13 protein-coding genes are annotated in these 12,324 nt (G+C 47.1%); 7 read left to right on the top strand and 6 right to left on the bottom strand.

Annotated features, from left to right (window positions below):
• Positions 1–430: 430 nt before the first annotated feature.
• Positions 431–1,567: a YheT family hydrolase gene (locus tag PJF56_RS16495; protein WP_283763789.1), complete on the top strand. Its 1,137-nt coding sequence runs from the start codon at positions 431–433 to the stop codon at positions 1,565–1,567.
• Between the two features lie 101 nt (positions 1,568–1,668).
• On the top strand, positions 1,669–3,135 hold the full coding sequence (locus PJF56_RS16490; protein ID WP_283763788.1) for a cyclic nucleotide-binding domain-containing protein: 1,467 nt from the start codon (positions 1,669–1,671) through the stop codon (positions 3,133–3,135).
• A 16-nt stretch (positions 3,136–3,151) separates the two neighbouring features.
• On the opposite strand, the gene PJF56_RS16485 is transcribed toward PJF56_RS16490, so the two are convergent.
• Positions 3,152–3,460: a DUF3181 family protein gene (locus PJF56_RS16485; protein WP_283763787.1), complete on the bottom strand. Its 309-nt coding sequence runs from the start codon at positions 3,458–3,460 to the stop codon at positions 3,152–3,154.
• 204 nt (positions 3,461–3,664) lie between these two features.
• Here PJF56_RS16485 and PJF56_RS16480 point away from each other — a divergent pair, with 204 nt between their 5' ends.
• Complete coding sequence (locus PJF56_RS16480; protein WP_283763786.1) at positions 3,665–4,600, top strand: acyl-CoA desaturase; 936 nt, start codon at positions 3,665–3,667, stop codon at positions 4,598–4,600.
• Positions 4,601–4,770: 170 nt separating this feature from the next.
• Here PJF56_RS16480 and PJF56_RS16475 read toward each other — a convergent pair whose 3' ends face one another.
• The gene (locus PJF56_RS16475; RefSeq protein WP_283763785.1) at positions 4,771–6,183 is read right to left on the bottom strand and encodes an ABC transporter substrate-binding protein; all 1,413 of its coding nucleotides are present in this window, start codon (positions 6,181–6,183) and stop codon (positions 4,771–4,773) included.
• Between the two features lie 102 nt (positions 6,184–6,285).
• A complete protein-coding gene (locus PJF56_RS16470) occupies positions 6,286–7,494 on the bottom strand; it encodes a 4-hydroxy-3-methylbut-2-enyl diphosphate reductase (RefSeq protein ID WP_283763784.1) in 1,209 nt (402 codons plus the stop codon).
• A 283-nt stretch (positions 7,495–7,777) separates the two neighbouring features.
• Between PJF56_RS16470 and map the strand changes: the two genes are divergently transcribed.
• On the top strand, positions 7,778–8,605 hold the full coding sequence (gene map, locus PJF56_RS16465; RefSeq protein WP_283763783.1) for a type I methionyl aminopeptidase: 828 nt from the start codon (positions 7,778–7,780) through the stop codon (positions 8,603–8,605).
• A 7-nt stretch (positions 8,606–8,612) separates the two neighbouring features.
• Here the strand turns inward: map and PJF56_RS16460 are convergent, their stop codons facing one another.
• Positions 8,613–9,281, bottom strand: coding sequence for a diacylglycerol/polyprenol kinase family protein (locus PJF56_RS16460; RefSeq protein ID WP_283763782.1), 669 nt, complete (start codon positions 9,279–9,281; stop codon positions 8,613–8,615).
• 204 nt (positions 9,282–9,485) lie between these two features.
• Here PJF56_RS16460 and PJF56_RS16455 point away from each other — a divergent pair, with 204 nt between their 5' ends.
• Together PJF56_RS16455 and PJF56_RS16450 are read left to right on the top strand one after the other, a co-directional pair.
• Entirely contained in the window at positions 9,486–10,274 is a 789-nt protein-coding gene (locus tag PJF56_RS16455; RefSeq protein ID WP_283763781.1) for a glutathione S-transferase family protein, read from the top strand.
• Between the two features lie 112 nt (positions 10,275–10,386).
• On the top strand, positions 10,387–10,905 hold the full coding sequence (locus PJF56_RS16450) for a ComEA family DNA-binding protein (protein WP_430540895.1): 519 nt from the start codon (positions 10,387–10,389) through the stop codon (positions 10,903–10,905).
• A 181-nt stretch (positions 10,906–11,086) separates the two neighbouring features.
• Here PJF56_RS16450 and lepB read toward each other — a convergent pair whose 3' ends face one another.
• Positions 11,087–11,659: a signal peptidase I gene (gene lepB, locus PJF56_RS16445; protein ID WP_283763779.1), complete on the bottom strand. Its 573-nt coding sequence runs from the start codon at positions 11,657–11,659 to the stop codon at positions 11,087–11,089.
• An 85-nt stretch (positions 11,660–11,744) separates the two neighbouring features.
• Complete coding sequence (locus PJF56_RS16440; protein ID WP_283763778.1) at positions 11,745–12,011, bottom strand: hypothetical protein; 267 nt, start codon at positions 12,009–12,011, stop codon at positions 11,745–11,747.
• A gap of 12 nt (positions 12,012–12,023) precedes the next feature.
• On the opposite strand from PJF56_RS16440, the gene PJF56_RS16435 reads away from it, so the two are divergent.
• On the top strand, positions 12,024–12,266 hold the full coding sequence (locus PJF56_RS16435; protein ID WP_283763777.1) for a hypothetical protein: 243 nt from the start codon (positions 12,024–12,026) through the stop codon (positions 12,264–12,266).
• Positions 12,267–12,324 lie beyond the last annotated feature (58 nt).

Below are 12,324 nucleotides of genomic sequence, written 5' to 3'. Positions count from 1 at the left end.
CTTTACGTGACGAAATCGGGTTTCAACCCGTGGCGCATAGAGCTGCGGTAGACCGGGAAAAGAGGATAGGGCACTAAAAAGTCTAAACTGTAAAAGTTTTAACCCTAGAATCAAACTTAAAATTGGAATTTCCCATTTGAGATTTCAACACATAAGAACCGCAGGACTTGCGGGGATAGTCTGTGGAGCGAACGTAAGACCAAAACTCACCAGTGTGTGGAGGCTGTTGCACTGAAGCAGAAACCTAAATTGTGAGGTTTAGGAATCACCGTGGCTTCAGCCCGGTGAGGATGTCAACTATGCACACCCAATGATATAATCTCCCCATCAAAGAATGCAGCGAAAAATATCGAATCCGTCGGGGTTGGGCTTCCCCACGACTCTAAACGGATAGGGAGAGATTGTAAGACCCCAGTTGGGGCGGTTCTCGATGAGCTGTCTACCCGTCAGGAATTTGGCTATTGGGCTTGCTAGAGTGGGAATCACCACACCTTTAGACTGGGGAGGATGTCAATATCAACCTCCCTTATATTTCAACGATGGTTTAATCCAAACTCTGGTTGTAGACTACTGGTATGGAACAACCTGGAGAAAATGGGGCGATCGCGCTCCCTGGTTACGCCATCTGCCCCCAGTCCCTTGGCAAGAACAGATCTTCACAGGTGCTGAAGAGGTTCCCCTCTGGGGAATATGGAGTTCTCCCCCCGATGCCAAAGGGACAATCATCTTCAGTACGGGCATCAACGGCATCGTCAATAACGAGTGGTACGCGACTTTACTCGGCCGCAAAGCTTACCACCGTAACTTTGCCATTCTCCTCTACGACTGGCGAGGTCACGGCAAAACCGCCGAACTTTCCCCCATCCCCTACTCCTACGGTTGGCGAGAAGGACAAGATCAACTTCATCTGGCAGAGCAACTGACAAATCTGGGTTGCCCTGCTCCAGTCATTCTCACCGGTGCGTCTATGGGGGGACAATTGGCTTTATGGGGAGTAAAAGCAGCCATGGAAAGCAAGTCCTCCCCGATCTGCGGCGGGGCGACCTTATGTACTAATCTCGAATCTAGCCTTTCCCTAGCTCATCTACAAAGCACAATGATGGGTCGGAAAATCGAGCAGAGTTTTACGCGAAAATTTCGTGCCGAAGCCGAAAAACGGCGAAAATTGTTTCCCCAGAGCTTAAAACCGGGCGCTCTAGAACGGATGATTTCAGTGGATAATTGCGATCGCGAAATGGTCATCGACTACTACGGTTTTAACAGCGTCGAAGACTATTATCAGCAAACCAGCGCCCTATACTTTTTAGACCAGCTCACCCTTCCCTACTTAATTATTTATGCCGAAGACGACCCCCTATTCGATCCGCAAATCATCCCTCACATGAAGCAGCGCATGGCTCAAAACCCGAATGCTCATTTGATCCTCACGAAAAAAGGTGGTCATATCGGTCACATTAACGCTCTCCACCGTTTGGAAGATCGATTTTGGGGCATGAATCGACTACTCGACTTTTGCGAAACCCTGATAGGGCAAACCCCATCCCCTAACAACCCAAACCATACATAACCCCCTTAAGAGCAGAAATATGATAGAACAGAACGAAATATCGATACAGATTACCAGCGCGAAGCGCTGTATCGATACGATAGACATCTTACTGGGCTGACATGAGTAGTACGATCGCCAGACTGTGGCAAACGATAATTAACCTGATTAACCAAATTTCCAATACCTCTATCCTCACCATTGGCAATGAACCAATCACCATTTTTGCCATCATCAATATTCTCGTTACCTTAGTCATTGTCCTCATCTTTTCGAGGCTACTCAAAAACTTTCTCAAATATCGTCTGCTCCGAAAGCTCAACATTGATGAAGGGAACCGTCAGGCAATCGCCACCATTGTCAGTTACAGCTTTTCGACGATTGGTTTTCTGATTATTTTACAAACCAATGGCTTTGATATCGCCTCTTTAACCGTACTCGCAGGCGGTTTAGGCGTTGGGATTGGTTTAGGCTTACAAAGTATCACCAAAAACTTTACCAGTGGACTCACCTTACTGGTTGAACGCAAACTGCGCGTCGGCGATTTTGTCCAATTTGATGGCATGGATGGCTATGTCCAAGAAATCTCCCTACGCTCTACCTTAATTCGCACCAGGCGCGGGGGTTCGGTAGTCGTTCCCAATAGCCATTTAGTGGAAAATATTATTCTCAATTGGAACTATGAATCCCCCACAAATCGGATTCACATTCCCGTCGGAGTAGAATACGGCAGCGATCCCGTTCTGGTGACTGAAGCCCTACTCAAGGCTGCATATATGGAGCCTTCAGTCAGTTCAGAACCACCACCAAAGGTCATTTTTATTGGCTTTGGAGCCAGTTCCTTAGATTTTGAACTCTGGGTTTGGGTTTCCCGTGTGGATTTAGAACCCCATATTACCAGTTCTCTCAACTTTTTAATTGAATATCACCTCAGACAATATAATATTACCATTCCCTTCCCTCAGCAAGATCTGTGGTTAAAAAATCCAGAAGTTCTCTATCCCATTGGACGGAGAAAATCGGAAGCTCAGGATTTTTTAGAAATCACCCAAAAAGCTGCTATTCCAGAGTCAAAGCCTCTAGCTCTGCGGGATTTACTGCCCCAAGTCACCTACTTTGAAAATTTTACCGAACTGGAACTCAGACAACTGATTGAAGTCGGATGTCGGCGACGGTTAAGAGAAGCTCAAGTGCTGTTTCGAGAAGGAGATCCCGGTGATGGGTTTTATATTGTTTTATCGGGGACAGTTGAAGTCTATGTCGAAAAAATTAACAAGCATTTAACAAATTTAGGCCCCGGTAAGTTTTTTGGCGAACTTTCTTTAATGCTTGGCATTCCGCGCACGGCTTCAGTTCGCGCCGTTGAAGAGACGATTTTATTTGCCATTAATCATAAGGGATTTGAAAAACTCTTGCAGCAACATCCAGAACTCTCTGAAGTGATTGTGCAAGAGTTTGCTAAACACCAAGAAGAACTCTCTGAGCGACAAAAGCAGTTGCGAGAAATGGGACTCGTGGATGCTGCTGAAGATGATAAAAATCCGGTGGTTTGGGTGAGAAAACGACTCAAAAACTTATTTGGCGTTTGATATAGCGCGTAGCGCTCTAAAGATTACGCTGAAATTCTTCGAGCAAATCCATTAAATTTAACTGCGCTTGCATGGGCATCAGATCTAAGAGAGGAATTTGCCTGCGACCTCCCCCTATTTTTACGGTGGTCTCTTGCAGGATTTCTAACACTTCATTTTCTTCTAAACGATTGTCTTCTAAGAGAGGATAAAGTCTTTCGGCCAAAGGGGTATGAAGATGGGCATCATTGAGATAAAGATGCCATTTAGCAATATCCATATAGACATTTTCACCAATTTCTGCGGCCAACTTTTCAATGGCTTCTGTGGGATAGTTGCGACTCATAAATGTTACTCCTTAATCGATTTAACGAACTTGATATAACTCTATAGGGTGATGATCGGCAAGAATGTTGGCGTATATAGATTATTGCATAGTCAGACTTTGAGACCTTAACAAATCTTTAAAAGAGCCTAAGATTAGTCTGCAACGGTCGAAAAGCTGATACAATCCGTCACAGTGCTTAATGATTTGATAAAAGGTTCCTGGATGACCAACTACAGTAGTTCTGAAGCCGTAGCCGATCTTAATCGCCGCAGGGTGATTAATACGATTACCTTAGCCCTTCCTAGAATTGGGTTCATTGCGGCGATCGCCGCAGTAATCTGGTGGGAAAAATCGGTTGCCCCCCTTGACATTGCCTTACTTGTCGGTTTTTACATTCTCACCATTCTAGGGGTGAGTGTAGGATACCATCGCCTATTCTCCCATAAAGCGTTTAAGACTGGGCCGATTATGAAAGCGCTGATTGGTATCGCTGCTTCTATATCGACTCAAGGAACGATCGCCAGTTGGGTGAGTCACCATCGCCAACATCACCTCTATAGCGATCAACCCGGAGATGTTCATTCCCCCCACCTACATGGAAAAAGCTTTTGGGGAAAACTACAAGGATTTTGGCACGGCCATTTCGGTTGGATGGTGGGTGCAACTTGGGTGGAACCCTTACCCTATATCAATGATTTAAAGAGCGATCGCGTCGTTCAATGGGTCGATCGTTTCTGTATAGTCTGGATTGTCCTCGGTTTAGCACTTCCTGCGGCCATTGGTGGAGCCGTCTATGGATCTTGGGCCGGTGCTTTTCAAGGCCTCATTTGGGGCGGTGCATTGCGAATTATGCTCAGTTTCCAAGGAACTCTCTCGGTGAACTCCATTTGCCATTTGTGGGGAAATCAACCCTTCAACACCGGAGATTTCAGCCGCAATAATCCCTTGATTGCCATGATTACCCTAGGGGAAGGTTGGCATAATAACCATCATGCTTTTCCTTACTCTGCCCGGTTTAGCATGAATTGGTGGCAAGTGGACTTTTCCTGGTGGGTAATTGCCCTGCTAGAGCGTCTGGGTTTAGTCTGGGATGTTAAATTCCCCTCCGCTCAAGATATTGAACGCAAACAAAATGAGGATGCTCTTGTAGCCAATTAGCTCCTAGCAAAGCTAGGGAGCCAGATGCTCCCACTCCTTAATATTAAAGGTTTTGGGAGTGCGGGCATCTTGCCCGCTTCTTGCAGCGCTTCGCCCTCTCTCCTTGGGGGAATGGGGGGAGCGAACCACCGAATCAATAAGACATGGTTCAACCCAACCTAAACCAACGATTAATTGTCTAGGGGAACGAAATCATAGCCAAAACCAGTACGATCGCCCCGTTGAACTTCGACTAATTGAAGGCTCTGATTGCGATCGCCCGATGGCAAAAAGCGAATGGTTCCCGATGCCCCACTCACCTGAAAATCCGAAGCCACCAGAGCCTGCTGAATGCCAGAACGACTTGGATCGCGGGCGATCGCCTCTAACAGCACCAGTGCCGCATCATAACCTAGAGCTGTGCGCCAATTCACCTGCCCTCCCCATAACCGAAGACTCTGTTGGGCAAAGGCAGATTGGGCATTCGCTAAAAAATGCCAAGGAATCGCCACCACCATCCCCACAGCCTTTTCCTTGCCCACATTTAAGACTTCAGGTCTATATAAACTATCCCCTGCCAGAAGGGGCAACTCACCGTCATTAATAATAATCACATCCAGGGCAGCATTAAAGACCGTGGAATCCGAAGCCAGTAAAATCGCCTCCGCTCCTTGACTGGTCGCTTGTTGAACCGCATTACCCGCACTAAACATCAAGCTGGCAAAGTCCAGCTCGGATACCACCTCTCCACCATCAGCAAATAAGGCAGTGGTAAAGCTATCCTTGAGCGACCGACTATACCGGCTGTCGGAGTTAAAAAATACAGCCACCTTTTGTTTTTGCAACTCTTGGAGCAGATAACGCGAGAGGGTTGTCCCCGCAAAGCGATCGCTCGGAACCGTGCGAAAAATATAACTGCCTGCGTCCGACAACTCCACGGAGGTAGACGTAGGAGTAACCATCACCAACTGCCCACTCTGATAGATAGGAGCAGCCGCCAAACTCACCCCACTGCTAAAGTGGCCAACAACCCCCAACACCTGCTCATCTGCAACTAACATTTGGGCAATCTCAACAGCAGCCTCTGGACTATTGCCATCATCAGCAATCAAAATCTGTACGGGAGTTCCCTGAACCCCTCCCTGTTGGTTAATCTCCTGTTGTACTTGCGCCACACCGCGCAGCAATTCTTGAGCAGCATTAAGCTGGGTAGTAATGGGGACAGACACAGCCAGAGTATAGGCCCTTTGCCCAGCAATGCGGGCATTATTCAGATAGATCAACGCTTCGGGATCGTTACGATTCAGGCTTAAAGAGGCTTCTAAATCGGCGATCGCCCCTTCCCAATTTCCCTGGGCCATCTGAGCCACAGCGCTCCGTTTCTGGGGCGTAGCTCCCTCCTCAATTAACAACCGATCTCCACGACTGAGCCGCTCTTCCACAGGCCCCAAAGCACTCTGCGCATCGGAGGTTTCCGTTTCCACTGAACTAGGGAGGATCTCTCCCTGTCCCCGATTCAGGAACCACCATAAACCAAAACCCACCAAGCCCAAACACACAATCAGGGCGATTAACAAAATTCGGGTGTCATCCTTCTGAGCCATTGGTTCTATCCAGAATTCAATAAAAATAAAAACAGAGGCAGTGGATCTCATCACCCCTGTTTTTATAGGGGAGTGGGGAGCAGGAATTAGGCAATATACCTATTACCCATTACCCATGATTGCTTTAGCGGCAAAAATCTTTTCTAAGACCTCTTCCACAGCCTTATCGGGAGTAGACGCACCAGAGGTAATACCAACGACAATTTCGCCAGAGGGCAACCAATTATCCTCAATGGTAATCTTGCCATCCAAAGGTTTATGTTCAATCCGATTATCCGCCAAGATGCGATCGCCCCCATCAATATGATAGGAAGGAATCCCCCTAGCGATCGCAATCTCCTGTAGATGGGTCGTATTCGACGAATTAAACCCACCAATAACCACCATCAAATCCAGAGATTCTTCCACCAAACCCAACATCGCGTCCTGGCGCTCTTGGGTAGCATCACAAATCGTATTAAAACTATGAAAATGATCCGTCAAAGTATCAGGGCCATACTTTTTCATCATCGTATGCTCAAACAACTTACCAATCTGCTCCGTTTCACTTTTGAGCATCGTGGTTTGATTAGCAATTCCCACCCCGACTAAATCGCGATCCGGATCGAACCCTTCCGAGCAAGCGCGACTAAACTTTTGCAAGAACTCCCCTTTATCTCCCCCATGGAGGATGTAGTTACAAACATATTCCGCCTCCTCCAAATTCAGCACAATTAAATAGGTTCCAGCAAAAGAACTGGTAGCCACCGTTTCCTCATGCTTATACTTGCCATGAATTATCGAAGTGTAGCTTTTCTTCTTGTGTCTTTCCACCGTATTCCAGACCTTAGACACCCAAGGACAAGTAGTATCCACAATTTTGCATTGCTTCTGATGAAGTTCCTTCATTTCCTGGACGCTTGCGCCAAACGCCGGTAAAATCACCACATCTCCTGAGTTCACCACCGAGAAATTCTTGGTATTCCCCTCAACCGGAATAAACTGCACATTCATCTGGCGCAGATGGTCATTGACAGCCGGATTATGGATAATTTCATTGGTAATCCAGATATCTTCTGTGGGGAAATGCTCGCGGGTTTCATAGGCCATAGCCACCGCTCGTTCCACTCCCCAACAAAATCCAAAGGACTCGGCCAACCGAATGGTCACGTTTCCCTGAGTGAGAGTATAGTTATTCTCCCGCAGCTTTTGCACCAGAGGACTTTGATAGGCCGTATTCATCAGCTCGGTCACTTCAGCCTGATGGCCAAACCCTTTGCGGTGGTAATTTTCAGATTTTTTCAGCGTGCGAGAAAAAGCTTTGGTATCCATGGATGATTGATGATTGTTGTCTTTGAGTTTGGGATAACCCTGGTGAGAGTCTCGGTTAAGAGTTAGACCATTGACGATCGACTTGGCCCGTAGACTCCCTTGTGCAGTTGCAAACAGGGGATATAGATCAAGATAATATACTCCTTGGCTCTGAGCTAGGGCCAACAGAAATTGGACAAGGCTGTTTTATGGGGGTCATTACCCCTATCTCCCTATCTCCCCGCCGATCCAGACATCCTGTAAAATTAAATATTGCCTCCATACTCCATCTTTAGAATTTAATATGAACATTTTGACCAAACTCTTCTCTAAACCCGCGATGAAACCCCTCTTCGGTCAACGGAATCGAGGCATCGAAATTAAATCAGAACCGGAAATCGAGATCATGCGAACTAGCGGTAAAATTGTCGCTATAGTTCTCAAAGAAATTGCTGAACTTGCCGAGCCAGGCATGACGACGGCCGATCTCGATGCCTATGCCGAAAAACGAATTCGCGAGATGGACGCAACACCGAGTTTTAAGGGGTATCATGGCTTTCCGGCTTCTATTTGTGCGTCTGTGAATCATCAAGTGGTTCATGGCATTCCCTCCCGCAAACAAGTGCTTAAATCAGGGGATTTATTGAAAGTCGATACGGGAGCTTATTATCAGGGGTATCACGGTGATTCGTGTATTACAATTGCCGTGGGAAAGATTTTGGCATCGACCCAAAAATTGATGGAGGTGGCAGAAAAGGCCCTCTATGAAGGGATCAAGCAAGTCAAGCCGGGCAATACGCTGCTCGATATTGCGGGTGGGATTGAAGATTATGTGCAACCCCAGGGGTATACAATCGTTGAAAATTATACGGGGCATGGAGTAGGGCGCAACTTGCATGAAGAACCCGCCGTGTTTAACTTCCGCACGGATGCCCTACCCAACGTGAAACTGCGTCCGGGAATGACATTGGCGATCGAACCGATCGTTAATGAGGGTTCAAAAGTGACTCGTGTTTTACCGGATCAATGGACGGTGGTGACGGTGGATAATGCCCTCTCTGCCCAATTTGAGCATACGGTTTTGGTGACCGAGGACGGTTATGATATTCTCACCGATCGCACCCTCGTGTAACCTTGTGTCATCGCAGATAAAATTCCCCTAGGGTCAAACCTTCCATTAATCCAAAAGCTAAGATGGCGCTACCGAGGGGAACCGTTAAATTATCAATCCCAAAGCGAGAAAACGCTTCTAAGAACGTGGCAAACAGGGCGACGATCGCCGAAGCGATCCAGATTAAGCCCACATTGCCATAAACTGGTAATAAAATCAGCACACAGATCCCATAACTAACGGCAAACATCGTTCCCGTTCCTTCCCAAGTTTTTTTCATCTTGCCCAGGAAATAGGGATGAGTACCGAAATTTTGACCCACTAAGGCTGCTAGAGAATCGCCCCAGGTCATAATCAAGATCCCCAGGGCGGCATAATAGGGTTGATGCAACGGCCAAAACAGGGCAATTAAGAGGCCAATACTCACTGCGTAGAAAAATGTGCCCCAACTTTGGCGACCGATGCCATTAATCCCCGGTAGGATGGGGAAGGAATAGGATAAAAGGGCGATCGCACTAAAAACGATCGATGCGGCAATGCCAACCCAAGCGGGAATATCGAAGAACCAGGCCAACAGAATCACATTTCCTGAGCCAATATGGACAACTTTGCGAATAATTTCCGCATTTGCCCAACGGTAGCGACTCAGCCAAACCGAGACTAGGAAGATTAAACCCAGCCACAGACTGATGGTCATGAATTTTAGCTCTAAGGTAAGAATAGGGGAAATGGACACGATCGCCTACAACTTCCAGTGCTTGACTGCTCTATGTCTGATTCTCCCAGAATTCGGGTCAATCCGATCGCTCTCCTTCCCCTCTTCTGCTGCTGCCTTCTGAAAGAGTGCAGGGCCGATCGTGATAGGGTAAACCTTGAGCCTTGCGTTGCACTTGTTGAAATCATGTTAGAGCTATACCAATTTGAATTTTCCCAATTCTCTGAGAAAGTTAGACTCATTCTCGATTACAAAGAATTGGACTACCGTACCATTGAAGTGACTCCAGGGGTAGGACAACTGGAGGTGTTGAAGATTTCTGGACAACGGCAAGTCCCGGTACTCAAGGATGGTAATACCGTGATTGCTGATTCTACGGCGATCGCCTTATATTTAGATCGCCAATACCCAGAAAAGCCGATTATTCCCACAGAAGCCCGGCAGCGCGGTTTATGCTTAATGATGGAAGAATGGGCAGATGAGTCCATTGGAGTCAAAAGTCGGAAGGCCCTGTATGGTGGATTAAGTCAAGACCAACTGTTCCGAACTGCGGTTTTACCCAGTCCTACCCCTGATTTTATTAAAACCTTAGTCAGTTCAGTTCCCAGGGAATTTTTCCAAGTTCTCGGCTATGGAGTCGGGGCAAGTCCAGAAGAAATCCAGGCCGCCCAGGATAGCTTAAAACAAGATTTAGAGGCGTTAAGTTTAATTTTGGTCGATCACCCCTATTTGGTGTGCGATCGCCCCACTCTAGCCGATTTAGCCGTGGCTGGATTAAGTATTTTCATTAAGTTCCCGGAAGGAAATTATCTCAACATTCCAGAAGCTTTACAAGGTAAAGGCATTCCGGGATTAGCGGATAATCCGTCCTATCAACCCTTTTTTGAGTGGCGCGATCGCCTCTACTCTAGTATCCGCCAATCTTCTGCATCAGGTTCGTCCAATTCTTCACCCACTTCTATCGAAATTGAGTAAATTGAGAGAGGCAAATTCGGGCTAGGGAATAGGCAACAGGCAATGGGTTATGGGTACTAGATTTCAGAAGGTGAAAAAAGTCCTCACCGGCTTGGCGGTTGCTATACAATCGATGTTTCCCAAGCCTATCCCCAGTCGATTCCTCGATCCCTATTATCGATTCCAATCCCTGGACGAAATCGCTTTAGCGGCTAAATTGGGGGTAAAAATTGATGTCAATCAAGCCACGGTGGATGATTGGTTACGGTTACCCCTTTTTTCGATTCATCAGGCGCGATTCTTGGTCAATCTCTCGCAAGCAGGAGTGCAATTTTACCGTTTAGAAGATATTGCTGCTGCTCTGGAATTACCCGTACAACGGTTACGCCCCCTTGAGCCAATTTTACAGTTTTGCTATTACGATCGCAGTCTTTGTTTGAATGTGAATCAAGTTTCTTTACCAGAACTTTTACAAATTTCTGTCCTCGATCGCCCCTTAGCCGAAGCCATTATTACCCAGAGAACTGAGCAAGGGGAGTATCAAGATTGGGTGGATTTTCAACAGCGTCTGGGTTTATCGGGAGAGCAGATTAGTACCTTGCTTCCCTATCTAAGCTTTATAATGTCCGCGAAGGGCAAACACCCTAATTAAGTAGGGGCGGGTTTAGCAACCCTCTTGTTTTCTCACCCAGATGTTTGTAAACCCGCCCCCTACGAGCGAGACTATAGAGCGCAGCGCTATATGAAAGGTTTCAGGAGTGCGGGCATCTTGCCCGCTTGTTAACCCATTTTCATGTCCGCTTGCGGAAACCGAATTTGATAGAATGACTCAATCAATGGTGAATAAGTTCTAGACGGTTAAGGGGCCAAAAGCGGAATGCAGCGCGGCCGATAATATTGTCTTGGGGTAAGAACTTCCAAATATGGGAATCATTACTATCGTTGCGGTTATCTCCCATGACAAACAATTGTCCTTTGGGGACTTGTTCGGGCCCCCAGTGGTATTCTGGCGGTTCAGCAATATAATCTTCTTGAAGGGGTTGATGGTTCAGGTAGACTTTACCCCCAGAAACTTCAACGGTTTGACCGGGTTGACCAATGACTCGTTTAATAAAGGCTTGATCTTTGCCATATCCTTGCGCTCGCAGTTGGGGAGGGGGTTCAAAGACGATGATATCGCCGGTTTCGGGGGGATGGAAATGATAGGAGACCTTTTCAATCACGAGGCGATCGCCGACTGCTAAGGTGGGAAACATGGAATCTGAAGGAATGAACCGGGGTTCGGCGATCGCCGTCCGCACCAAGAGAGCAATAATTACGGCGATCGCGATAATCACCACATTTTCCCGATTTTGATGCCACACTTTCCCCAAACCTGAAGGTGAGGATTTTGAAGGGTCTGTCATTTCAACTCAATAGGTCACAGACTCTTCATTCTACCCAACCCTGGGTTATTCTCGCAATTGTTTATCTTCCCCTCCATCATCGATTTTACTTTAGACTCCGTGCCCCAAAATGATCGACGGCGCGATATCCGATTCTAATTACCCAAGGTTGAGCATCGGGATGTCGCTCAAATAGTCGATTCGTTGCGGGCACAACATTCTCATCAACCTCGAAATCTCCAGTTTCGATGTCGATCGCCACAATTTTACCCTCATTTCCCGCTTCGACTTGCTGCCGAATGCCAGATTCATAGAGTTCTTGTCCACGTCGGGCTAATTCTTCTTTGCTGTAGCGTCGTTGGCGGACTGCCATAGAATCTCCTCAGTGGTAACTTTGCCCTTCGATTTTACCCTGAGCGATCGCGGCGATCGCCGAAGACCAGAGCTGGTTGGTCACAACAAGTTAATTCAAAAAACTCTCATCAGAATTTTGGGTCTGAAACCCCGTCCTTCTAGGACGGCTTTGTGGTATAATAGCGTTGGTCGACCCACCCGCGACGCAGACGTAACAGAAAGCCTTTACGTGACGAAATCGGGTTTCAACCCGTGGCGCATAGAGCTGCGGTAGACCGGGAAAAGAGGATAGGGCACTAAAAAGTCTAAACTGTAAAAGTTTTAACCCTAGA

It is taken from the genome of Roseofilum halophilum BLCC-M91 (assembly GCF_030068445.1).
Taxonomy (GTDB): Bacteria; Cyanobacteriota; Cyanobacteriia; order Cyanobacteriales; family Desertifilaceae; genus Roseofilum; species Roseofilum halophilum.
The sequence above is the reverse complement of the archived record's forward strand: the minus strand, read 5'-3'. Positions and strand labels throughout refer to the sequence as shown.